At 63.1% G+C, this 24,603-nt stretch carries 18 protein-coding genes; 11 read left to right on the top strand and 7 right to left on the bottom strand.

The window, feature by feature from the left end:
* Together fdhF and ACZ46S_RS02320 are read left to right on the top strand one after the other, a co-directional pair.
* Positions 1-2,844, top strand: coding sequence for a formate dehydrogenase subunit alpha (gene fdhF / locus ACZ46S_RS02325; RefSeq protein WP_464063216.1), 2,844 nt, complete (start codon positions 1-3; stop codon positions 2,842-2,844).
* Complete coding sequence (locus ACZ46S_RS02320) at positions 2,841-3,059, top strand: formate dehydrogenase subunit delta (RefSeq protein ID WP_464063215.1); 219 nt, start codon at positions 2,841-2,843, stop codon at positions 3,057-3,059. Before fdhF ends, ACZ46S_RS02320 begins: the two co-directional genes overlap by 4 nt.
* A gap of 53 nt (positions 3,060-3,112) precedes the next feature.
* Here ACZ46S_RS02320 and ACZ46S_RS02315 read toward each other — a convergent pair whose 3' ends face one another.
* The 3 genes from ACZ46S_RS02315 to ACZ46S_RS02305 form a co-directional block, all read right to left on the bottom strand.
* Positions 3,113-3,904 carry a formate/nitrite transporter family protein gene (locus tag ACZ46S_RS02315; RefSeq protein WP_464063214.1) on the bottom strand — a complete coding sequence of 264 codons (792 nt, stop codon included), beginning with the start codon at positions 3,902-3,904 and terminating at the stop codon, positions 3,113-3,115.
* A 212-nt stretch (positions 3,905-4,116) separates the two neighbouring features.
* Positions 4,117-5,109, bottom strand: a complete 993-nt coding sequence (locus ACZ46S_RS02310) for an NAD(P)/FAD-dependent oxidoreductase (protein WP_464063213.1) — start codon at positions 5,107-5,109, stop codon at positions 4,117-4,119.
* Positions 5,106-5,801 (bottom strand): SDR family NAD(P)-dependent oxidoreductase, encoded by a 696-nt coding sequence (locus tag ACZ46S_RS02305; RefSeq protein WP_464063212.1) that lies wholly within the window; start codon positions 5,799-5,801, stop codon positions 5,106-5,108. The genes ACZ46S_RS02310 and ACZ46S_RS02305 overlap by 4 nt, the downstream gene beginning before the upstream one ends.
* A gap of 75 nt (positions 5,802-5,876) precedes the next feature.
* Here ACZ46S_RS02305 and ACZ46S_RS02300 point away from each other — a divergent pair, with 75 nt between their 5' ends.
* The 9 genes from ACZ46S_RS02300 (at position 5,877) to guaA (ending at position 15,496) form a co-directional block, all read left to right on the top strand.
* A complete protein-coding gene (locus ACZ46S_RS02300; protein ID WP_464063211.1) occupies positions 5,877-6,131 on the top strand; it encodes a hypothetical protein in 255 nt (84 codons plus the stop codon).
* A gap of 9 nt (positions 6,132-6,140) precedes the next feature.
* Positions 6,141-7,646, top strand: a complete 1,506-nt coding sequence (locus ACZ46S_RS02295) for a phospholipase D-like domain-containing protein (protein WP_464063210.1) — start codon at positions 6,141-6,143, stop codon at positions 7,644-7,646.
* Positions 7,647-7,883: 237 nt separating this feature from the next.
* A complete protein-coding gene (locus ACZ46S_RS02290) occupies positions 7,884-8,660 on the top strand; it encodes an IclR family transcriptional regulator (protein WP_464063209.1) in 777 nt (258 codons plus the stop codon).
* Positions 8,661-8,743: 83 nt separating this feature from the next.
* Positions 8,744-10,156 (top strand): sodium:solute symporter family protein, encoded by a 1,413-nt coding sequence (locus ACZ46S_RS02285; protein WP_464063208.1) that lies wholly within the window; start codon positions 8,744-8,746, stop codon positions 10,154-10,156.
* Positions 10,157-11,359, top strand: coding sequence for a sialidase family protein (locus tag ACZ46S_RS02280; protein ID WP_464063207.1), 1,203 nt, complete (start codon positions 10,157-10,159; stop codon positions 11,357-11,359).
* Positions 11,356-12,027 (top strand): SDR family NAD(P)-dependent oxidoreductase, encoded by a 672-nt coding sequence (locus tag ACZ46S_RS02275; protein ID WP_464063206.1) that lies wholly within the window; start codon positions 11,356-11,358, stop codon positions 12,025-12,027. Before ACZ46S_RS02280 ends, ACZ46S_RS02275 begins: the two co-directional genes overlap by 4 nt.
* 59 nt (positions 12,028-12,086) lie before the next feature.
* Entirely contained in the window at positions 12,087-13,364 is a 1,278-nt protein-coding gene (locus tag ACZ46S_RS02270) for an RsmB/NOP family class I SAM-dependent RNA methyltransferase (protein ID WP_464063205.1), read from the top strand.
* Positions 13,361-13,894, top strand: coding sequence for an N-acetyltransferase family protein (locus ACZ46S_RS02265; protein WP_464063204.1), 534 nt, complete (start codon positions 13,361-13,363; stop codon positions 13,892-13,894). Before ACZ46S_RS02270 ends, ACZ46S_RS02265 begins: the two co-directional genes overlap by 4 nt.
* 51 nt (positions 13,895-13,945) lie before the next feature.
* Positions 13,946-15,496 carry a glutamine-hydrolyzing GMP synthase gene (gene guaA / locus ACZ46S_RS02260; RefSeq protein WP_464063203.1) on the top strand — a complete coding sequence of 517 codons (1,551 nt, stop codon included), beginning with the start codon at positions 13,946-13,948 and terminating at the stop codon, positions 15,494-15,496.
* A gap of 51 nt (positions 15,497-15,547) precedes the next feature.
* On the opposite strand, the gene ACZ46S_RS02255 is transcribed toward guaA, so the two are convergent.
* From ACZ46S_RS02255 to ACZ46S_RS02240, 4 genes are read right to left on the bottom strand one after another with little or no spacing between them, the layout of a single operon-like run.
* A complete protein-coding gene (locus tag ACZ46S_RS02255; RefSeq protein ID WP_464063202.1) occupies positions 15,548-16,990 on the bottom strand; it encodes an efflux transporter outer membrane subunit in 1,443 nt (480 codons plus the stop codon).
* Positions 16,987-20,277, bottom strand: a complete 3,291-nt coding sequence (locus ACZ46S_RS02250) for an efflux RND transporter permease subunit (RefSeq protein ID WP_464063201.1) — start codon at positions 20,275-20,277, stop codon at positions 16,987-16,989. Before ACZ46S_RS02250 ends, ACZ46S_RS02255 begins: the two co-directional genes overlap by 4 nt.
* Positions 20,274-23,357 carry an efflux RND transporter permease subunit gene (locus tag ACZ46S_RS02245; RefSeq protein WP_464063200.1) on the bottom strand — a complete coding sequence of 1,028 codons (3,084 nt, stop codon included), beginning with the start codon at positions 23,355-23,357 and terminating at the stop codon, positions 20,274-20,276. The genes ACZ46S_RS02250 and ACZ46S_RS02245 overlap by 4 nt, the downstream gene beginning before the upstream one ends.
* Positions 23,354-24,601 (bottom strand): efflux RND transporter periplasmic adaptor subunit, encoded by a 1,248-nt coding sequence (locus ACZ46S_RS02240; protein ID WP_464063199.1) that lies wholly within the window; start codon positions 24,599-24,601, stop codon positions 23,354-23,356. Before ACZ46S_RS02240 ends, ACZ46S_RS02245 begins: the two co-directional genes overlap by 4 nt.
* Positions 24,602-24,603 lie beyond the last annotated feature (2 nt).

Genomic DNA, 24,603 nt, shown 5'->3' with positions numbered 1-24,603 from the left:
ATGGGTCTGATTCACGAAGTCGATTACGGCACCAAGCCGAGCAACGCCACCAAGCTGGTGAGCCTCACCATCGATGGCCAGAGCATCACCGTGCCGGAGGGCACCTCGGTGATGCGCGCGGCGATGGAGATGGGCACGCAAATCCCCAAACTCTGCGCCACCGATACGCTGGATAGTTTCGGCTCCTGCCGGCTCTGCCTGGTGGAAATCGAAGGCCGCGCCGGCACCCCGGCCTCCTGCACCACGCCGGTGGCCGAAGGCATGGTGGTACATACGCAGAATGCCAAGCTGGCGAAGCTGCGCCGCGGGGTGATGGAGCTCTATATCTCCGACCATCCGCTGGACTGCCTGACCTGCGGCGCCAATGGCGATTGCGAATTGCAGGACATGGCCGGCGCTGTCGGGCTGCGCGACGTGCGCTATGGCAACGAGATCGAAACCCATCTCGGCCAGGCCAAGGATAATTCGAACCCCTATTTCCAGTTCGACCCCTCGAAATGCATCGTCTGCTCGCGCTGCGTGCGCGCCTGCGAGGAAATCCAGGGCACCTTCGCGCTGACCATCGCCGGCTCCGGCTTCAACTCGAAGGTCTCGCCGGGCATTGGCGAGATGTTCATGGGCTCGGAATGCGTCTCTTGCGGCGCCTGCGTGCAAGCCTGCCCGACCGCGACGCTGATTGAAACCTCTGTGCTCGAACAGGGCCAGCCGGAGCATTCCGCTGTCACCACCTGCGCCTATTGCGGTGTCGGCTGCGCCTTCAAGGCGGAGATGCGCGGCGAGGAGCTGGTGCGCATGGTTCCCTACAAGGACGGCCAGGCCAATCATGGCCATTCCTGCGTGAAGGGCCGCTTCGCCTGGGGCTATGCCACCCATAAGGATCGCATCACCAAGCCGATGATCCGCGCCAAGATCACCGACCCTTGGCAGGAGGTGAGCTGGGAGCAGGCGATTTCGCATGTCGCTTCCGAGTTCAAACGCATCCAGGCGCAATATGGCAAGGATGCGATCGGCGGCATCACCTCCTCGCGCTGCACCAATGAGGAAACCTTCCTGGTGCAGAAGCTGATCCGCGCGGGCTTCGGCAATAACAATGTCGATACCTGTGCGCGCGTCTGTCACTCCCCCACCGGCTACGGGCTGAAGACGACTTTGGGCACCTCGGCCGGCACGCAGGATTTCGACAGCGTGATGGATTCGGATGTCATCATGGTCATCGGCGCCAACCCGACGGACGGGCATCCGGTGTTCGGCTCGCGCATGAAGCAGCGTCTGCGCCAGGGCGCGAAGCTGATCGTCATCGATCCGCGCCGGACCGACATTGTCCGCACCCCGCATGTCGAGGCTGCGTATCATCTCGCGCTGCGGCCCGGCACCAATGTCGCGGTGGTGAATGCGCTCTCGCATGTCATCGTCGCGGAAGGGCTGGTCAACGAAGCCTATGTGCGCGAGCGCTGCGATTGGGATGAGTTCTCCGAATGGGCCAGCTTCATTCTGGACCCGAAAAACAGCCCGGAGGCGGTGGAGCAGATCTCCGGCGTGCCGGCGCAAACCATCCGCGAGGCGGCACGGCTTTACGCCACTGGCGGCAATGGCGCGATCTATTACGGTCTGGGCGTGACCGAGCATAGCCAGGGCTCCACCACCGTCATCGCCATCGCCAATCTCGCCATGGTCACCGGCAATGTCGGCCGGCGCGGTGTCGGCATCAACCCGCTGCGCGGCCAGAATAACGTGCAGGGCAGCTGCGATATGGGCAGCTTCCCGCATGAATTCCCCGGCTACCGGCATGTGGCGGATGACAATGTCCGGCATATTTTCGAGGCGGAATGGAACGTGCCGCTCTCCAACGAGCCGGGCCTACGCATTCCCAACATGCTCGATGCGGCGATGGATGGCAGCTTCAAGGGGCTCTATATCCAGGGCGAGGATATCGCCCAGTCCGATCCGGACACGACCCACATCACCAACGGCCTCAGCGTCATGGAATGCGTGGTGGTGCAGGATCTGTTCCTCAACGAGACCTCGAACTACGCGCATGTCTTCCTGCCCGGCTCGACCTTCCTGGAGAAGGACGGCACCTTCACCAATGCCGAGCGGCGCATTCAGCGCGTGCGCAAGGTGATGGCACCACGCAACGGCTTTGCGGATTGGGAAGTGACGCTGATGCTGGCCAAGGCGATGGGGATGGCGCTCGACTATGCCCACCCCAGCGAGATCATGGACGAGATCGCGCGCACCACGCCGTCTTTCGCCAATGTCTCCTACGCGGCGCTGGAGAAGAAAGGCTCGATCCAATGGCCCTGCAACGATGCCGCGCCCGAGGGCACGCCGATCATGCATATCGGCCATTTCGTCCGCGGCAAGGGCAAGTTCGTGGTCACCGACTATATCCCGACCGACGAAAAAACCGGACCGCGCTTCCCGCTGCTGCTCACCACCGGGCGCATCCTCTCGCAATATAATGTCGGCGCGCAGACCCGGCGGACCGCCAATGTCGCCTGGCATGACGAGGATCTTCTGGAAATCCATCCGCATGATGCCGAGCAGCGCGGGGTGAAGGACGGCGCCTGGGTGAAGCTCGCCAGCCGCTCCGGCGAAACCTCGCTGCGCGCGAAGATCACCGATCGCGTGGCGCCGGGCGTGGTCTACACCACCTTCCACCACCCGATGACGCAGGCCAATGTCATCACCAGCGACTATTCTGACTGGGCGACGAATTGCCCGGAATATAAAGTGACGGCGGTGCAGGTCTCGCTCTCCAACGGCCCGACCGAATGGCAGGAGCGTTACCAGGCGCATAGCGAGAAGGCCCGTCAGATCGCGCCTCAGGAGGCCGCGGAATGAAGACCGAGAAGCTCGTCTACATGGCCAACCAGATTGGCAATTTCTTCAACCATGAAAAAGAGGACGTGGCCGTGCGAGAAATCGCCGGCCACCTCAAGAGCTTCTGGGAAAAACGTATGCTCGCCACTATATTCGCGCATCTGGAGCGAGGCGGCAGCGGGCTAAATGAGCGGGTTCATAAAGCCTTGTCTCAACTGCACCACGAACAAAACTGAAGCTTTCGCAAAGACCATAAAAAAAGGGAGGGGAAATTCCCCTCCCTTTTCATTTAGCCCTGCACCGGTATCGTGCTTTGCTCAACCACCGGGCTTGGGGATCTGCCGAAAGACAAATAGAGCCCGGCCGCCGTAATGATCACGGCACCGATGATATTCCCGATCGTCACCGGGATCTCGTTCCAGATCAGCCACTGCGCCACACTCACCTTCGCACCGAGCATGATGCCGCAGGGAATCACGAACATGTTGACCACGCAGTGCTCAAATCCTTGCGCAACGAAGGCCATGATCGGCAGATACATCGCGAAGATTTTGCCAATGGTCGAGCGCGTGACCAGCGCCATCACCGCGCCGAGGCTGACCATCCAGTTGCAGATGATGCCTTTCAGCAGCGCCGTGCCCCAACCGGCCGCGCCCGCGCTCATATAAGGCACCACTTTCAAGGTGGCGATGGCGGCGACTTTCGCGCCAACCGGCGACGGCGCGTCGGTGAAGAATTTCGTATCGATGGCGGCAAAGAGCAAAGCGTAGATCACACTGCCGATGAGATTGCCGATATAGACCGTGACGAGGCCGGAGACGACCTGGCCGCCGGAAATCCGCCCGCCCATCTGCGCGTAAGGCAGCAATGCCGCGTTGCCGGTGAAAAGTTCAAGCCCGAGCAGAACGAGAAGGATGAACCCGACCGGGAAGAACAAGGCCGCCACCACGCCATCACCCGTTGCGACAAGCGCATTCACGAACAAGGTGGTGGTGAAACCCAGAAACAAGCCCGAAAGGATGCCGGTCAATAAGATGGTCTTTGCCGGAAGATTTGCCTTCTTTGTGCCGGCTTCCAGCATGGCGCCGGCCAGGGCCGGGGGATTAAGCCAATCCATGAATACTCTCCAAGAAAATGACACGCGATTATTGGATATTTTTGCGAGCACGGCGAACGACGGCACAAACGCGCCGAGCCACCGAGTGCCACACTATCATTGGAGACTTAACAAATGACAAGTATTTTATTGACGAAAATTCGATCTGTTGATGCGCGCGATGCCTCTGCCACGCGCTAAGCCGTAAGCACCCCGCGGACCAGCTCCGCGATCCGCACACCGGACAGGTACGCCGCCTCGACGCGCCCGTGATCCGTCCAGTCCCCGCACAGCGCCAGACGATTCCTGGCATCGAGCATCGGCAAAGCATCATGGAGCGGCGGACAATTTGCATAGCGCCAGCGATGCAGATCCGCGTGCACCACCCGCAATTTCGCCGCGATCAGACGATCGAGTTCCGCGCGCATCACCGCCTCAACCAGAGACGGGGGATCTTCCATATGGACATCCGCCCAAAGATTATTGGACAACACCACCAGCCCCGGCCCGGCTTCATGCCCTGGCCTGGAGTCACAAACCGCCAGCCAACTGAGCGGCCCGTTGATAATTTCCACGGCATCGAAAGTTAATTCCGCAGGCGCTTCGAACCCCAGCATCAATGCAAAACAGCCAGACATGCGCGCTTCCTGGGCGTTGACACGCAAGGGCGACTGATCGGGCAATAAAGCGGCCGCCTGCAAGGCCGGCAAGGCGATGACCACGAAGGCAAACGGGCCGAACACCTCCCCGCTGTCACTTTGCAGGCTCCAGCCGGCTCGCGTCTCACGCAACTGCGTGATCCTGGTTTGCAATTTCACATCCAAGCCGCTCGCCCAATAAGCGGAGAGCGCGCTCATGCGGCCAGTGCCGACATAATGCGCCGTGTCATCATCCCAGATCTGGCGATCTATCTCACGCCCATTCTCCATTTTTGAAAACCGGCAGTGCCATGGGGAGACGATGCCGGCGCTGCGCAGTGCCGCCACCTCCGCGACAAATCGGGGATCGCGCGCGGTAAAATATTGCGCGCCGAAATCAAACGCGAAACGCTCGCGGCGGCGATGCGCCAGGCGCCCGCCCGGCCCACGTGCTTTTTCGAAAACGCGCACCGAAAAATGACGCGAGAGCGCGCGCGCCGCCGCCAGCCCCGCCGCGCCCGCACCGATGACGGCGACGGATAATGAGGTCATGGCAAAATCTCCGTCCCGTCATAAGCAAATAATTTGCCGGATTGCTCCGGCCTGGCCGCTTCCAGCACATCCAGCAATTGCTCGGCCGCATCCTCGGGCTGGCGCAACTGCCCCGGCGGGACGAGTTTCTGAAAAGGTTGCGACAACGCGCTATCGACCGTGCCCGGGTGAAGACCCATGATGACAGCTTGCGGCGCGCGCCGGGCGATCTCGATCGCCGCACTACGCAGCATCATGTTGAGCCCGGCCTTCGCGGCGCGATAGCCGTACCAGCCGCCCTTTTGATTATCGGAGATACTTCCAACGCGTGCCGCAAGTGCCGCGAATCTGGCAGGCCGGTCGCGCGGCAGCAGGCCCAGAAAATGTTTCATCACCAGGCTCGGGCCAATACAATTTACCGCGAACAATGTGGCCAGCGACTCTGGCCGCAGATCACGCAATGCCTTCTCAGGCAGCATTCCGGGCGCATGCAGGAGGCCGGTTGCGACGATGATCGTATCCAACATCCCATCAGCACCCAGCCGCGCCGCCTGGCCACCGAGACTTACCTCGTCCAACAAATCGACATAAGCTGGATAAACCCCGGGCGACTTCGCACCAGGCCGCCGCGACAGCGCATGCACCTCCCCCACGCCGCGTCGCCTCAACGCATCAACCAAAGCGCCGCCAATGGCACCGCTGGCCCCGAACACCACAGCGCGATCACCGAGCCTGCTCATGGCCGCTCATCATCGGCAGCATGAGAAATTGCGTCGCGAAAAGGATTAATGGACTTCATCGGAAGTGATACGAGACAAAATGCAATCTGGATCAATGGCGAGACAAGCGCGGCCCTGGATATTTTTGACCGGCGTAAACAAAAATTCATAGCCCTGAAATGCCCGGTCGAGATCGATCGAATGCCCGACTTGCTCCCTGAAATACTCAGAATGTCGTGCAATTGTTTTCGTTTTCAGCCTTCCCATATCAATCCCGCAAGCGTGAGGATGATGGAGGCGGAAGATGCCAGCCTGGCCACGTAGGACCAGTTTATGTCGTTAACCGAGGACATCACATCCGCTCGCCCTCAACTGCCAACTGACGAGCTTTTGCGTCCCGGCCATAATTGCTGGCGCATCGAGCGCGCAAATCGCTTTGCCGTCATCATCGATGCGGCCGATTACTTCATTGCCGTACGCCAGGCCATGTTGGAGGCCAAACACAGCATCTATCTCATCGGATGGGATTTTGATGCACGTATCCGTTTGGGAGATAAGCGAGATGGCGGACCAGCCGCACTTGGTGACTTCATCATTTGGCTGGCGCGGCGCACACCAACCCTGAATATCAGGTTGTTGCGATGGGATACTGGTGCCTTCAAGGCGATATTTCGGGGAGGCACAATCTTTTCAATTATCCGCTGGAAGCTGAACAAACAGATTCGCCTGAAACTTGATGGCGAACATCCCTTGGCCGGATCGCATCATCAAAAAATCGTGGTTATCGATGATCGGATCGCATTTTGCGGCGGCATTGATATGACGGTCGGGCGGTGGGATACCCGCCAACATCTTGACGACGATCCGCGACGTGTCGGCCCTAACGGAGAAAAACTCAAACCCTGGCATGACGCCACCAGCGCCTTCGACGGCCCCCTGGCCCGGGCGATGGGTGACCTCGCGCGGCAGCGCTGGCGGGCTGCGACAGGTGAAGTCCTCGAACCCGAAACCGCCACGCATGAATGTTGGCCCGAGGCGTTACGTCCGAAATTTCACAATGTCCGCCTCGCCATCGCCCGTACCATTCCCAAAATGCCGGACCGCGAACCGGTTGCCGAGATTGAGCAAATTTATCTCGATCTGATCGCGCGGGCGAAAAAATGGATCTACGCGGAAAGCCAGTATTTTGCCTCGCGGCGGGTGGCGCAGGCCATCGCCAAGAGGTTGGCCGAGGCTGATGGTCCGGAGATCGTCATCCTCAACCCGGTAAGCGCGGAAGGCTGGATCGAGCCCATCGCCATGGATTCCGCGCGCGCCCGACTTGTTGAAGCGCTGCAGCGGATCGACCATCAGGGCCGGTTTCGGATTTACCACCCGCTGACCAAGGCTGGCAACGAAATCTACGTGCATGCCAAGATCACCATTGTCGATGGCATTTATCTTCGGCTCGGCTCCTCGAATTTTAACAACCGTTCGCTCAGGCTGGATACTGAATGCGATGTCATCCTGCCCGCCCATGAGGCGGACAACCAAGATAGCGAACTCAAATTCCTGCCGTTATTGCACGATCTTCTGGCGGAGCATTTTGATCGCCCAGCCAATGAGGTGGCTGAGCTGTTCGCGCAATGCGGATCGCTGATCGCCAGCATCGAGGCGCTGCGCGAGAGTGCTACGGGCCGCAGCCTAACACCCTATCAGTTGCCAGACCTTGGCGGTGTGAAAGAATGGCTGGCCGACAATGAAATCCTTGACCCGGAAGGGCCGGATGAAATCTTCGAACCGCTGAGCCGCCGCAGCCTGTTCAAGGGCTGGCGCTGGCCCGCATTCAGAAAGCGCTGATCCGCTTCCCTCACGCCGTTTTTACACGCCCGGCGCCTGCCCAGCTCGTCACCTCCTGACGGCGCGGCAGGACGGAGGCGCCATAATCCGCGAATGTCCGGGCCGTCTAAATGCCAGCGCCACCCGCAACATCGCGGCACGGTGCCGTCCGCACAGAAAGATTGACCGCAGCGGAAAACCTCCTTATCTTTCAAATTAACGAACAAATGTTCGCAATGCGAACAACGGAAGCGTTTTATGATGAAAGATGATCGAAATATCGTTCAGTCGGTCGCGAAGGCCTTTTCGGTTCTCCGCGCTTTCGATGTAGGGCATGCGGAACTGACCGTGAGCGACGTCGCGAAAGCGGCTGGACTCGACAGAGGAACTGCGTTCCGGCTGATCCACACTTTGGTTGCACTGGGCTATCTGGCCGAGGTGCCAAATTCAAAACGCTATTGGCTCACGCTGAAATGTCTGGAACTTGGCCATTCCGCCCTGCAGGGTGCGGGGCTGCCCGGCCTGTCGCGCCCACAATTACAGATGCTGGTGCCAAGTTATGGCGATGCTGCCTCGCTCGGCGCGCTGGAGGGAGCGGATGTGATCTATCTTGAGCGTATCCAGGGCGATCTGGGACGCCATCCTCCGGAACGGCGCGCCGGCAGCCGCACCGGCGCTTATGCCGCGGCACTCGGCCATGCCATCCTCGCCTTCCTGCCAACCGAGGCAGCATCGACGATCCTGGACTCCAGCACGCTTGTCGCCTTGTCGGACCGCACCCTGACCGACAAACGCCAGATCATGGCCCGGCTTGAGGAGGTTCGCCACCAGGGCTTCGCCGTCTCGGACGGCGAGAATGCCTACGGGCTGCGTACCGTCGCCGCGCCGTTATTCTGGCCAAACGGCAGCGTGCGCGCCGCCATCAGCCTGACAATCAAATCCGAACGCCAGGGCCTTCAGGATTTCGTTTCCTCGGCCGTGCCGAAACTGCTTTCGACCGCGAAAACCATCACCGACGGCGCCTGCATGGCCTAGCCGAAATGGTCGGCGTCAGGCCGCCGAGCCAAAGATAATTGAACAAGAGCTATCCAACGCCAGAGCCTGGCAGGAGGAATGGGATGCAAGTCGCCAACGTCACCACCACCGCGATTATTCTCATCATGGTCGCCGCCTACATTATCTTCACCAGCTGGCTGACCTTTAAGCTGCGCAGCAAGACCAATTCCCAATTCATGAACGCTGCCCGCGCGCTGCCGGCCGCCGTGGTCGGGCTGTTGATGATGTCCGAATTCATCGGCGCCAAATCCACCATCGGCACCGCGCAGGAAGCCTTCACCAAGGGCCTGTCCTCCTCATGGGCGGTCACCGGCGCGGCCATCGGCTTCTTCCTGTTCGGCCTGTTCTTTGTCAAACGGCTCTACCGCTCCGGCGAATACACAATCTCGGCGGCGATCGCGAAAAAATATGGCCGCTCGACCATGCTCGTCGTTTCGGTCATCATGATCTATGCGCTGCTGCTAGTGAATGTCGGCAATTACATCAGCGGTGCGGCGGCAATCTCCACCGTGCTGAAGCTCACCCTGCCGCAGGCGATGGTGCTGATCGCCGTTGTCAGCACCTTCTATTACGTGTTCGGTGGGCTGAAAGGTGTCGCCTACGTCACCGTGCTGCATACGCTGATCAAGCTGGTCGGCGTCGTCATCCTGTTCTTTGTCGCGATGCAGGCCAGCGGCGGCATCTCGCACATGGCGCAGGTACTGCCCGCCAACGCCTTCTCCTGGACCGGCGCGATTGGCGCGCCGACCATCTTCGCCTGGACCGTCGGCACCACTGGCGCGATCTTTTCGACCCAGTTCATCATGCAGGCGATTTCCTCGACCCCGAATGAAAGCCAAGCCCGCCGCGCCTGCTTCTACGCCGCGGCGCTCTGCCTGCCGCTGGGCTTCGTGCTGGCGTTGATCGGCATGGCGGCGAAGGTCGCACATCCGGGCATCAAGAGCCTCTATGCGTTGCCGGTTTTCCTCAATGGGCTGAACCCGCTGCTCACCGGCTTCATCACCACCTCGCTGGTCGCCTCCGTGTTCGTCAGCGTCTGCACCGTCGCGTTGGGCATTTCGGCGCTGGTGATGCGCGATTTCCTGGTGCCCTGGCTGAAGCCCGAGCCGGCGCGTGAGCTGCGGATGACGCGCTATATCTCGCTCGCCGTCGCCGTCGTTCCGCTCGTCTTCGTCTATTACGTGCCGGAGATTTTGAGCCTGTCCTTCTTCACCCGGGCACTGCGCCTGTCGATCACCGTCATCGCACTGATCGGCTTCTACCTGCCGATGTTCAAGACCACGCGCGGCGCCACGGCAGGGCTGATCGTCGCCTGCGTCTCGACCTCGATCTGGTATATCCTGAACAACCCCTACGGCATCGATAATATGTATATCGCGGCCATATCGCCGGTGCTGGTGATGGCCCTCGACCGGCTGGTCTCATCCGAGCGTCCGCATATCGAGCCCACGCCCTACACCGAAAGCGAAAGGTGAATGCCGATGAATGTCAACCTGATGGCGCCGCGTCCCGGTCTGGCCAACACTCATATCTTGCGGGCCAGGGAGAGCGACGCCGCCTTGCGTGAAGCCTACATCCCCTCGCCCTGTATCCAAAATCACGCCGCCAATCTTCATGTTTTGCCAAATGGCGATCTGCTTTGCGTTTGGTTCGGCGGCACGCAGGAAGGCGTGCCGGATATCTCCGTCTATTGCGCCCGCCTGCCCGCCGGGAGCGATCGCTGGAGCGACGCCGTGCGCCTGTCGGATGACATGTCGCGCTCCGAGCAGAATCCGATCCTGTTCGACGCGCCCGACGGGTCGCTCTGGTTGATCTGGACGGCGCAGATCGCCGGCAACCAGGATACCGCCATCGTCCGCCGCCGCATCTCCCAGGATGGCGGCGTGAGCTGGGGTGCTGTTGAAACCCTGTTCGACGCCGTCGGCAATGCCGGCATCTTCGTGCGCCAGCCGCCGACCATGCTGCCGGGTGGCGAGATGCTGCTGCCCTTCTGGTATTGCCACGGCAAACCCGGCGAGAAATGGGATGGCAGCTACGATACCAGCGCCGTGCGGATCTCCAAAGATGGCGGCCGGAGCTGGACGGAATATGAGGTGCCGGACAGTTTGGGCTGCGTGCATATGGGTGTTGAAATCCTGCGTGACGGCACCCTGCTGGCTTTGTTCCGCTCGCGCTGGGCGGACGCGATTTATGAAAGCCGCTCGTCGGATAACGGCAAGAGCTGGACGGTGCCGACCCCCAGCCTCTTGCCGAACAACAACTCCTCGATCCAGTTCACCACCCTGCCAGATGGCCGGCTCGCCATCGTCTTCAACGACATCTCCGCCAAGGACAGCGCTGACCGCCGCGCCTCACTCTATGACGATCTCGAAGATGACGGGCTGGGCAAGCATGATCCGGTGCGCGACCATGGCCAGCGCGCCGCCGTCTGGGGCGTGCCGCGCGCGCCGATGACCCTCGCTGTCTCAGAGGATGGTGGCGCCAGCTGGGTGAAACGCGACATCGAAACCGGCGACGGCTATTGCCTGACCAACAACTCGAAGGATCGGCTCAACCGCGAGCTCTCCTACCCCTCGGTCAAGGCCGGGGCCGATGGCACGCTGCATGTCGCCTACACCTATCACCGCCAGGCGATCAAATATGTCCGCATCCCGGCCGGCTGGGTCGAGGCGCAATGAGCCGGATCGCGCTGCTCACCGGGGCAAGCTCGGGCATCGGCGCGGCCATCGCGCAGGCCCTGCATGAGGAAGGCTGGCGCATCATCGCGCCAGGACGGCGCCCCCCTTCGGTGCCGGCCACGCATATCCCGGTCGATCTCGCCACGGTGAGCGAGGCCGAGCTCGCTTCCTTGCTGGGCGATGTCCGGCCGGATGCCTTCATCCACGCCGCCGGCCTGCTGCGCGTGGCCCCGCTCGGGCAGATGGAACGCGGCATCGGGCAAGAGCTCTGGCGCCTACATGTCGACGTCGCGACCATGATCGCCAATATCGTCGTGCCACGCATGCAGGCTGGCGGGCGGGTGCTGCTTATCGGCAGCCGCACCGCCAATGGCGCCGCCGGGCGTAGCCAGTATGCCGCCAGCAAAGCCGCCTTGAACGGGCTGGTGCGCTCCTGGGCGGCGGAGCTGGCGGACCGCAACATCACCGCCAACATCATCGCCCCCGGCGCCACCGCCACGCCGATGCTGGATGATCCGGCCCGCCAGGGCGTGCCGCCGCGCCAACCGCCCATCGGCCGCTTCATCCGCCCGGAAGAAATCGCGGCGCTGGCGCTATTCCTGCTGGGCCCGCATGCCGGGGCCATCACCGGGCAACAGATCGTCGTTTGCGGCGGCGCCTCGCTTTAGCCCCACCCGTTTGGCGGATTTGACTTGACGCCTCGCCCCGCATCCGCGACGGGTGCCCCATGACACCCGCCGGACAGCTTGCCGCCGCCATCGACCTTCTCGGCCTCATCGAAGCCGATCCCCGCCCTGCTGACGCGGTGGCCAACCATTTCTTCCGCACCCGCCGCTTTATCGGCGGCGGCGACCGGCGCGCCGTCTCGGCCCTGGTCTGGGGGGTTCTGCGCACCCGCCGGCATCTGGGCTGGTGGCTGGATTATCACCGCGCCCCGCATACGCCCCGGCTGCTGCTGGCCGCCCAGGCGCTGTTTTCCGGCCAAACCCCGGGGAAAATCGCCGCGGCCTTCGTCTCCGGCCGCTACGGGCCGCCGCCGCTGCAGCCCGAGGAAATGGCGCTCCTGGAAAAGCTCTCCACCCGCACGCTGGAACATCCGGACATGCCGGAAGCGGTGAAATTCGAGATCCCGGACTGGATCCTGCCCAAGCTGCGCGCCCAGTTCGGCCCCACCCTTTCGGACGAAATGGCGGCGATGAACGAGCCCGCGACGCTGGATCTGCGCGTCAACCTGCTGAAAACCGACCGCGAGGGCGCCCGCATGGCCCTGGCCGCCGAGGGGCTGCGGGCTGAGCTCACCGAATACTCCCCCTGGGGCCTGCGCCTGCGCAACCGCCAGTCCGTCACCACCGGCAAAGCCTTCCAGGACGGGCTGGTGGAGATCCAGGACGAGGGCAGCCAGCTCATCGCTTTGGCGGTGGACGCCAAGCCCGGCATGCGCGTCGCGGATTTCTGCGCCGGTGCGGGCGGCAAAACCCTCGCCATCGCGATGGGCATGGCGAATAAGGGACATATCGTCGCCTGCGACGTCTCGGAACCGCGGCTGGACGGCGCCATCAAGCGCCTGCGCCGCGCCGGGGTGCATAATGCCGAGCGCCATCTGCTTGAACCAGGCGATAAATGGGTGAAGCGCCAGGAGAAGAAATTCGACCGCGTGCTGGTGGACGCCCCCTGCACCGGCACCGGCACCTGGCGCCGCAACCCGGACGCCCGCGCCCGCCTCACCGAGACGGATCTGGCCGAGCTGACCGTGAAGCAGGCGGAGATTCTCGACCGCGCGCAAAAACTGGTGAAGCCGGGCGGAAGACTGGTTTACGCCACCTGCTCCGTGCTGCAAGATGAGAACGAAGCACAGATCGAGGCGTTCATGGCGCGTCATCCTGATTTCTCCGTCCTGCCCCTGGAAGCGCCCGAGGCGCTCAAAGGTTCCGCGCATCTGCGCCTCTCCCCGGCCCGCAACGGCACGGACGGGTTCTTCGCCGCCATCATGGTGCGTGCCGCTTGATTTCCATACGCCGCGCCCGGTTGTCCGATGCCAGCTTCATTGCCGCTGTGCATGTGGCGACCTGGCGCAGCGCCTATGCCAATCTGCTGCCTGACGATTATCTCGCCAACCTCTCCCTCAACCGGCTTTGCGCCTATTATGAGCACGGCATCCGCGTCGGCGGCGGACTGCATGTGATCTCCTGCTATGGCGAGCCCGGCGCCCCGCCGATTCTCGGCTTCTCCAGCGCCGCCCGCTGCCGGGAGAAAACCCTGGGCGATGGCGAGATCGAGACCCTCTATGTGCATGAGGATTACCGCGACCGCGGGCTGGGCGGGCAGCTGCTACGCAGCTCCGCCAAGCATCTGGCCCGGCTCGGCTGCCGCTCGGTCTATGCCTGGGTGCTGGCTGAGAATCCGTCCCGCTATTTCTACCAGCATCTCGGCGGCAAACAGATCGCCACCGGCACCACCTGGGTCGGCGGTGAGGAAATCCCCCGGATCGCCTTCGCCTGGGACCCGATCGAGACCCTGCTCGACGTAAATGCCTGAACCGCGCTTCCCCTCTGTTGCAAAGCCCCGCGCCCTCCTCTAGTTGGGCGCATGAGCCAGCAAAAAATCCTGATCCTGGACTTCGGCAGCCAGGTGACCCAGCTGATCGCCCGGCGCGTGCGCGAGAGCGGCGTCTATTGCGAGATCCTCCCCTTCAACGCGGATGTGCAGCGTATGCGCGATTTCGGCGCCGCCGGCATCATCCTCTCCGGCGGCCCGGCCAGCGTGGCCGATGAAGGCAGCCCCCGCGCCCCGGACTGGGTGTTCGAGAGCGGCCTGCCGGTGCTGGGCATCTGCTATGGCCAGATGGCAATGTGCGTGCAGCTGGGCGGCACGGCCAAGGGCGCTGAAATCCGCGAATTCGGCCGCGCCCATATCGATGTCGTCGCCGATTGCGAGCTGTTCGAGGGCACCTGGGCCGTCGGCGCGCGCGAGCAGGTCTGGATGAGCCATGGCGACCATATTTCCGCCCCGCCGCCCGGCTTCAAGACCGTCGCCGTCTCCGAGGGCGCGCCTTACGCCCTCATCGCCAATGACGAGCGCAAATATTACGGCATGATGTTCCACCCGGAAGTGGTGCACACCCCGCACGGCGCCCAGCTGATCAAGAACTTCACCCACAAGGTCTGCGGCCTCTCCGGCGACTGGACGATGGCGCGCTTCCGCGAGGCCGAAATCGCCAAAATCCGCGCCCAGGTCGGCACCGGCCGGGTCATTTGCGGCCTCTCCGGCGGCGTGGACAGCTCGGTTGCCGCCGCGCTGATCCATGAGGCGATCGGCGACCAGCTCACCTGCATCTTCGTCGATCACGGGCTGCTGCGCGCCGGTGAGGCGGATGAGGTGGTGAAGGTTTTCCGCGACCAGTTCAACATCAAGCTCATCCACCGCGACGCCTCGGATCTGTTCCTGGGCGAGTTGGCCGGCGTCACCGACCCGGAGCGCAAGCGCAAGATCATCGGCAAGCTCTTCATCGACGTGTTCGATGAGGAAGCCTCGAAGATCGGCGGCGCGGAATTCCTGGCCCAGGGCACGCTCTATCCGGACGTGATCGAGAGTGTCTCCGCCCTTGGCGGCCCCTCCGTCACCATCAAATCCCACCATAATGTCGGCGGCCTGCCCGACTATATGAAGCTGAAGCTGGTGGAGCCGCTGCGCGAGCTGTTCAAGGACGAGGTGCGTGAGCTTGGCCGCGAGCTTGGCCTGCCCGAGACCATCGTCGGCCGCCACCCCTTCCCTGGCCCGGGCCTGGCGATCCGCGTGCTGGGCGCGGTCAGCCGCGAATCCGTCGCCATCCTGCAGAAGGCGGATGCGATCTATCTGGAAGAAATCCGCGCCGCCGGGCTCTATGACGCGATCTGGCAGGCTTTCGCGGTGCTGCTGCCGGTGAAATCCGTGGGCGTGATGGGCGATGGCCGCACCTACGACCAGGTCTGCGCCCTGCGCGCCGTCACCAGCACCGACGGCATGACCGCCGATGTCTACCCCTTCGACATCAATTTCCTCTCCCGTGTGGCCGGGCGCATCGTCAACGAAGTACGCGGCATCAACCGGGTGACCTACGACATCACCTCAAAGCCACCTGGGACGATCGAGTGGGAATGATACAGAACTGAACAAAACGGGCCGGGACATCACTCCCGGCCCGTTTTTCATTCACGGCGCAAACGGCAATTTGGTCTGAAGCGTCGCCGCGCTCGGCAGGTCCTTGGCCTCGAACCCGCCGCCCAAATCCGCATACAGCGCGATGCTGGCCAGCAGCCGGTTTTGCTGGATCGACAAGGCCGTCTGCTGGTCGGAAAGCAGCGTCACCTGCGCCGTGACCACCGTGGTATAATCCACTGTTCCGGCGCGATACTCATTCAGCGCGATCTGCGCGGCGCGCTGCGCATCCGCCACCGCCCGCGCCTGCACCTGTGCCTGCGCCGCATAGATCTGCAGATCGGAGAGATCCGTCTCCACCGCCTGGAAGGCGCTCAGCACGGTCTGGCGATACGTCTCAACACTCTCCAGATAGCCGGCCTTCGCCGCCGCCACCGCCTGCGCGCGTGCGCCACCCTCGAACAAATCCCCGCTCGCCGAGGCGCCCAACGACCACAGCGCGTTGGAGGCGCTGAACAGGGCGCCGATCGGCGTTGCCGAAAACCCGCCCAGCGCCGAGAGGCTGAGATCCGGATAATATGCCCCCACCGCCACGCCGATATTGGCGTTCTGCTCGGCCATGCTCCGCTCGGCGGCGGCGATGTCGGGCCGGCGTTCCAGCAGCGTGCTCGGCACCTGCGGCGGCGCCACCGGCACTCTGGCGATCTGCGGCCCGTCCGGGATGGAGAGATCCGCCGGCGCATGGCCGGTCAGCAGCGCGATCGCATGCTCATATTGCGCCCGTGTCGCCTGCTCGGAAATCAGGCTGGACCGCGCCCCGTCAAGCGCCGTCTGCGCCGTCAGCACATCCGATTGCGCGACGGTGCCGGCATCATATTTGTTCTGGGTGATTCGCAGGCTGTCCTGATAGGCGGTGATGGTCTGGTTCAGCAGCGCGATATTCGCATCCGCCGTGCGCAGATACACATAATCCTCCGCCAGGCTGGCCTGGGCGCTCAGCGTGGCATTGGCGAGGTCGGCCGCACTCACCTGCGCGGCGGCGACATCGCTTTGCACCTGGCGGCGGATCTTGCCCCAGATATCCGGCGTCCAGCTCGCCTGCCCCTCGAACGTGCCGGAGGTTTTCGGCCCGCTCGCCCCCCCAAGGCTGCCGGAACTGCCCCCCTGCCCGCTGCGCGTGGCGCTGCCGGTGAGCGCCAGCGTCGGGAACAGATTGCCGCGCGCTTCCTGCGCCAACGCCACCGCCTGCTGGTAGGCGTAGAAATCCGCCGCCAGCGCGGCGTTGTTCACCGCCACCTGGGCTTCGAGCTGATCCAGCGTCGGGTCCTGGAAATTCCGCCACCATTGGCCCTTCGGCGCGCCATCCGCCGGCTGCGCCTGCACCCAGCCCGGCGCGGTCTTATAGCCGGCGGGCACCGCCAGCGTCGGCTTCTGGTAATTCGGCCCGACCATGCAACCCGAGAGGGCAAACAGGCCGATAAACGCAATCCGCCTCATGGCGCCTCCACAATGCTACCTGAACGCGGCGCGGCCTTGTCCCGCCCACCGCGCAGTTTCGTGCCCAGCCGTTCCAGCCAGAGATACAGAACCGGCGTGGTGTAAAGTGTGAGCGCCTGGCTCACCAGCAGCCCGCCAATGATGGTCAGCCCCAGCGGCTGGCGCAAGCTCGCCCCCTGGCCGATGCCGATGGCCAGCGGCAACGCCCCCAGCACGGCGGCGAAGGTGGTCATCATGATCGGCCGGAAGCGCAGCAAGGCGGCGCGGAAAATCGCCTCCTCCGGCGCAATCCCCTCGCCACGCTGCAGCGCCAGGGCGAAATCGATCATCAGAATCGCGTTCTTCTTCACGATGCCGATCAGCAAAATCACGCCGATCAGCGCGATGATGGTCAACGGCGTGTTCAGCATCAGCAGGAACAAGGTGGCCCCAATGCCAGCCGAGGGAATGGTGGAGAGAATGGTCAGCGGATGGATGGTGCTCTCATACAGAATACCCAGCACGATATAGACCGCCGCCAGCGCCGCCAGAATGATCAGCTTCTCGGAGGCTTGCGAGGATTGGAACGCCGCCGCCGTACCGGCGAAACTGCCCTTGATGCTCAGCGGCACATCGAGATCGCTCATCGTCTTCTGGATCTCCGCCGCTGCCGTACCCAGCGCCGTGCCGCCGGGCAGCGAGAAGGAGATCGTCGCCGCCAGCTGCCCGCCCTGATGGTTCACCGAAATCGGCGTCGTCCCCGGCGCCACCGTCGCGAAGGCGGCGAGCGGCACCATGGTTTCCTTGTTGGTGCTCACCGCGGTGCCGGAGGAGGAATTCCTGCTGCCGGAAATCGCGTTGATGGCGGCATTGGTGGCGCTGTCCAGCGCCACGCTGCTGGTGAGGCTGCTCGCGCTCGTGCTGGTGCTGCTGCTCACCGCCCCGGCGGCGAGCTGGGTGGAGCTGGTGCCGCTGGCGCTACCGCCGGAGGTGCTGACATAGATGCGTTTCAGATCATTCGGCGTCTGCTGGTATTGCGGGGCGAATTCCATCACCACCTCATACTGGTTCAGCTCATTATAGATGGTGGAGACCGTCCGCTGGCCGAACGCGTCATACAGCGTCGCGTCGATCTGCTGCGGCGTCAGCCCCAGCCGCGATGCCTGGGCGCGGTCGATCTTGATGTCGGTCTCCAGCCCGCCAGTCTGCATATCCGAATTCACATCCAGCAGCGCCTTGTCCTGCTTCAGTGCGGCGACGATCTTCGGCACCCAGCTCTGCAGCGTCGCGGCATCATCGCTGGTCAGCGTGTATTGATATTCGGCATTGCTCTGCCGCCCGCCGACGCGCAAATCCTGTGCCGGCACCAGGAAGGTCTGCGCTCCGGGTATTTTCGCCAGCTGCGGGCGCAGCCGCGCCACAATCGCGGTGGCGGAGAGATGCCGCTCGCTGAGCGGCTTCAGCGTGATGAACATCATCGCCGTATTGGTCGAGCGCCCGCCGGTGAACCCGGCCGCCGAGGCCACGGCCGGGTCCTTCTGGATGATCGCCTGGGCCTGCTTCAACTTCGCCGACATCGCCGCGAAGCTGGTGGATTGATCGGCCTGGATATTGCCGATGATCATCCCGGTATCCTGCTCCGGGAAAAACCCTTTCGGCACCACCACGAACAGCACCAGGTTGAGGATGATGGTGACCAGGAAGCCGAACCCGATCAGCCGCGAATGGCGCAGCGCCCAGCGCAGCGAACGCTCATAGCCATCGCGCGCGGCGGTGAAGCCGCGCTCCATCGCGTCCAGCACCCGCCGCTTGCGCCCTGGCTCATGTGAGGGCGGCTTCAGCAGCAGCGCGCAAAGCATCGGCGTGATGGTCAGCGAGACGATCAGCGAAATGATGATCGCCAGCGACAGCGTCACCGCGAACTCCCTGAACAACATGCCAAGCAGCCCCGGCATCAGCAAAATCGGCACGAACACCGCGATCAGCGACAAGCTCATCGAGAGCACGGTGAAGCCGACCTCGGCCCCGCCTTTCAGCGCCGCATCCAGCGGGCTCATCCCGTCTTCCAGATGCCGCATGGTGTTTTCCACCACCACCACCGCGTCATCCACCACGAAGCCGGTGGCGATGGTCAGCGCCATCAGCGACAGATTATCGATGGAAAATCCCAGCAGATACATCGGCCCGAAGGTGCCGATGATCGAAACCGGCACCGCCAGCCCGGGGATCAGCGTGGCGCGCGGCGAGCGCAGAAACAGGAACACCACCCCCACCACCAGCAGCACGGCGATGAACAAGGTCCGCTCGGTATCGTCCACGGCGGCGCGGATGGACTGGCTGCGATCCATCGCCACGCCGATATGCACCGAAGGCGGCAAGGCGGCCCGCAAGGTCGGCAGCAGCTTTTTGATGTCATCGACGGTGTTGATGATATTCGCGTCCGGCGTGGCATGGACAATCACCAGCACCGCATGCTTGCCGTTATAATAGCCGGCATTCTGGGTGTTCTCGACCGAGTTGCGCACATCCGCGACATCGGAGAGCTTCACCGCCTGGCCATCGCGATAGGCGATCACCAGCCCGCGATATTGCGCCGCCGTCGTCGCCTGGTCGTTGGTGTAGAGCTGATAGCGGTTGGGGCCGACATCGAAATAGCCTTTCGGCGCATTCGCGTTGGCGCCGGCGAGGGCGGCGCGCACATCCTCAAGCCCGATGCCATATTGCGCCAGCTTCCCCGGCTGCAACTCAACGCGTACCGCCGGCAGCGCCGAGCCGCCCAGCTCCACCTCGCCCACGCCGGAGATCTGGGAGAATTGCTGCTCCAGCACGGTATCGGCGGAATCATAAAGCTGCGCCGGCGTCATCGTATCCGAGGTGAGTGCGAGCACCATGATCGGAATATCGGCCGGGTTGAATTCGTGATAGGTCGGGTTGGCGCGCAGGCTCGTCGGCAGATCCGCCCGCGCCGCCTGGATCGCCGCCTCGGTGTCACGCGCGGCACCATCGATATTCCGGTCCAGCCCGAATTGCAGCGTGATGCGCGTGCTGCCAATCCCGGATTGGCTGGTCATCTCCGTCACATCCGCAATCGCGCCGAGATGTCGCTCCAAAGGTGCCGCCACGGTCGAGGCCATGGTGTCAGGGCTGGCCCCGGCCATCTGCGCCATGATCTGGATGGTTGGAAAGGCGATCTTCGGCAGCGGCGCCACCGGCATGCGGGTGAAGGCCAGCATGCCGGAGAGCGCGATGCCGATGGTCAGCAAGATGCTGGCCACCGGCCGGCGAATGAAGATCGCCGGGATATTCATGTGCGCTGCCCGCGCAGCCGCACCGCCAAAGCCTCAAAGGCGAGATAGATCACCGGCGTGGTGAAGAGCGTGAGCACCTGGCTGACCAGCAGGCCGCCGACGATGGCCAGCCCCAAAGGTGCCCGCAGCTCAGAGCCCATGCCGCCGCCAAAGATCAGCGGCAGCCCGGCCAGCAAGGCGGCCAGCGTCGTCATCAAAATCGGCCGGAAGCGCAGCAGCGCCGCCTCATAAATCGCCTCGCGCGGCGCTTTGCCTTCATGGCGCTGCGCCTGCAAGGCGAAATCGATCATCATGATCGCGTTCTTCTTCACGATGCCGATCAGCAGCACGATGCCGATAATCCCGATCACCCCCAGCCCGTCCCCCGCCAGCCACAGAAACAGCAGCGCGCCGATGCCCGCGGATGGCAGCGTCGAGAGAATGGTCACCGGATGCACGAAGCTCTCATAGAGCACGCCCAGCACGATATAGACCGCGATGATCGCCGCGATCAGCAGATAGACCTCGTTGGAGAGCGAGCTCTGGAACTGCGCCGCGGCGCCCTGGAAGGAGGTCTGCATCGCGGTTGGCAGCTTCACCTGCGTCTCCGCCCGCTTGATCGCATTCACCGCCTCACCAAGCGTCGCCCCTTGCGCCACGTTGAAGGAGATGGTCGTGGCCGGGAACTGGCCCAGATGCTCCACCACCAGCGGCACTTTCTGCACGCTGAAGCTGGCGATGGCCGAAAGCGGCACCACCCCGCCGCTCGAAGAGGAGGAGGGCAGATAGATGTTCCCGAGCGAGGCGATGGAGGTCATCTTATCCGCCGGCACGCCCATGATCACGCGGAACTGGTTGCTCTGGGTGAAAATGGTGGAGATGATGCGCTGGCCGAAAGCATCGTACAGCGCGCTATCCACCGTCGCCGGGGTGATGCCGTAGCGCGCCGCATTGGCGCGGTTGATGTCGATATAAACCGAATTGCCCGCCGCCTGCAGCCCGCTCGCCACACCGGTGATCTGCGGCAGGCTCTGCAGCTTCGCCATCAGCTTCGGCACGTAGCTGGTGAAATCCCCGCTATTCGGGTCCTCCAGCTCGAATTGATACTGCGTCGGCGAAACACTTGTATCCAACGTCAGGCTCTGCACCGGCTGCAGGAACAGAGCGATGCCCGGCACTCCCGCCACCTCGCGGTTCAGGCGCGGGATCAGCGCGCTGGCGGAAAGGCTGCGCTCGCTCTTTGGTTTCAGATTGATCAGAAAGCGGCCCTGGTTCAGCGTGGTGTTGGTGCCATCCACGCCGATATAGCTGGTCAGGCTGACCACGTCCGGGTCTTTCAGCAACGCATCGGCCAACTGCTGCTGGTGCTGCGCCATCGCCGCGTAGGAAGTGCTTTGCGCCCCCTGGCTGATGCCCTGGATCTGCCCGGTATCCTGCACCGGAAAGAAGCTTTTCGGAATGAACACATACATCAGCCCGGTCAGCGCCAGCGTCGCGACAAACACCGCCAATGTCAGCCCCGCATGCGCCAGCACCCAGCTCAGCCCGCGCCCATAGGCGGCGACGATGCGCGCGAATTGCCGCTCCGCCCAGAGCGCGATCCGCCCTGGCCGCTCCTGCGCATGCTCATGCAGAATCCGCGAGCACAGCATCGGCACCAAAGTCAGCGACACCACCGCCGAAATCACGATGGTCACCGCCAGCGTCACCGCGAATTCGGAGAAGAGCCGCCCGGTGACATCGCCCATGAACAAAAGCGGGATCAGCACCGCGATCAGCGAGACGGTGAGCGAGATGATGGTAAAGCCCATCTGCCCCGCCCCCTTCAGCGCCGCCTGCATCGGGCTCTCGCCCATCTCCAGATAGCGGGCGATATTCTCGATCATCACGATGCTGTCATCCACCACGAAGCCGGTCGCGACGATCAGCGCCATCAGCGAGAGATTATCGATCGAGTAGCCGCACAGATACATCACCGCCAACGTGCCGATCAGCGACACCGGCACGGAAATGCTGGGGATCACGGTCGCGCGCAGACTGCCCAGGAACAGATAGATGACGGCGACGACAAGGAAGATCGAAAGCAGCAGCTCGAACTCGGCATCGCGCACGGAGGCGCGGATGGAGGTGGTGCCGTCGCTGACCACCTGAATATCCATCGCCGGCGGCAGCCCTTGGGTAAGCGTCGGCAAGGCCCGCTTGATCGCATCCACCGTCTTGATCACGTTGGCGTTCGGCTGGCGCTGCACATTCAGAATAATCGCCGGCGTCCTGTTCACCCAGGCGCCCAGCTCGGCATTTTCCGGCGCGGAGACCACCTTGGCGACATTCTTCAGGAAAACCGGCGTGCCGTTCTTATAGGCGATGACCAGATTGTTATATTGCGACGCATCGGTGATCTGGTCGTTATCATTGATCGTGTAATTCTGCACCGGGCCGGAGAAACTGCCCTTCGGCGAATTGACGTTGAGATTGGCGATATCGGTGCGGACATTATCGATGGAAATGCCGTAAGCGGCGAGCGCCTGCGGGTTCACCTCGACGCGGATCGCCGGCTCATTGCCGCCCGCGAGGCTGACCAGACCGACCCCCGAAATCTCGGAAATCTTCGAGGCCAGGCGTGAATTCACCAGACGCTGCACATCGATGAGGTTCATCGTCTTCGAGGTGATCGCCAGCGTCATGATCGGCGCGTCGGCCGGGTTCACCTTGTTGTAGATCGGCGGTGCCGGCAGGTCGGAGGGCAGCAGATTGCCCGCCGCATTGATCGCCGCCTGCACCTCCTGCTCGGCCACATCCAGGCTCAGCGACAGGTCGAATTGCAGCGTGATCACCGAGGCCCCGGCCGAGCTCTGGCTCGACATCTGGTTGAGCCCCTGCATCTCGCCCAGCTGGCGCTCCAGCGGTGCGGTGATGGAGGTGCTCACCACATCCGGCGAGGCACCGGGATAGAAGGTCTCCACCTCGATGGTGGGATAATTCACATCCGGCAGTGCCGCGACCGGCAGATATTGAAACGCCACCAGCCCGACCAGCACGAAGGCGATCATCAGCAGCGATGTCGCGACCGGCCGAAGGATGAAAAGCCGGGACGGGTTCACTGCGCGGCAGCCTGGCCGTTCTGTTTCTTATGCCGCCCCGCATGGGGGCTGCCCTGGGTCGTCGCCGTCGGGGTAACATTTTCCTGCGCCCCGTTGGTGGTCACGGCCTCGGTACCCGACGGCGTGATCTTGCTGCCATCGGTCAGCCGGTCGACACCATCCACCACCACCTCATCGCCGGGGCTTACCCCTTTGGTGATGACGGTGTTGATGCCATCGGTCGGCCCGGTGGTCACCGGCACCATCTTCACCGTGTTGTTGGGTTGCACCACATACACATAGGCGCCCGGCGCACCCTCCTGCACCGCGGGGCTGGGCACCAGGGTCGCGTTGCGCAGCGTCTTCACCAGCAGATGCACATTCACGAACTGGTTGGGGAAGAGCTTATTGTCGGTATTGGCGAAATCCGCGCGCAATTTCACCATCCCGGTGGAGGTGTTCACCTGGTTATCGACGGCCGAGAGCGTGCCCTCCTCCAGCTTGGTCACATCGTCGCTCTCATAGGCGCTGGCCTGCAGGGTTCGGCCTTGTTCGAGCTGTTCGAGAATCTGCGTCAGATCCTGTTGGGCGACGGAGAATTCCACCGTGGTCGGGCTGATGGTGGTCACGACCGCCAGCCCGGTGGAGCTGCCGGAGGTGACGTAATTGCCCAGATCCACCAGCCGCAGGCCGATCCGCCCGGTCACCGGCGAGGTGATATGGCAATAGGCCAGATCGAGCTTCGCGGTGTCGATATTCGCCTGGTCGGATTGCACCAAAGCCGCATCCTGCGCCACGGTGAATTTCTGGTCCGAGACGGTCTGCGCGGAAATGCTGTTCTGCGCCTCCAGCTTCAGATAACGCGCATAGTCGGAGCGCGCCTGGTCCAGGCTGGCCTGGTCCTTGGCCAGCGCCGCCTGATATTGCTCAAGCTGGATCTGATAGGGGCGCGGGTCGATCTGCACCAGGAACTGGCCTTTCTGGACCATCTGCCCCTCGGTGAAGGCGATCTGGGTGATATAGCCGGAAATCTGCGGCAGCAGCGTCACCGTCGCGGTGGGGGTCACGGTGCCCAGCTCGTCCAAGGTCACCTGCATCGGCCCGCTGACCGCCTTGGCGGTGACCACCGATTGCGCGGCCGGGCGATACCCGGCCTGCTTCTGGCCGCTATGGCGCCACCAGATGAAGGCCACCAGGAGAATGACCACCAGGGCGATGATATAACGCCCCTTGCCGCGCTTGCGCCGCCCTTCGCTTGCCGCCACCA

The sequence above is a fragment of the Acidocella aluminiidurans genome (assembly GCF_055383125.1).
This window is presented reverse-complemented; position numbering and strand designations above follow the sequence as displayed.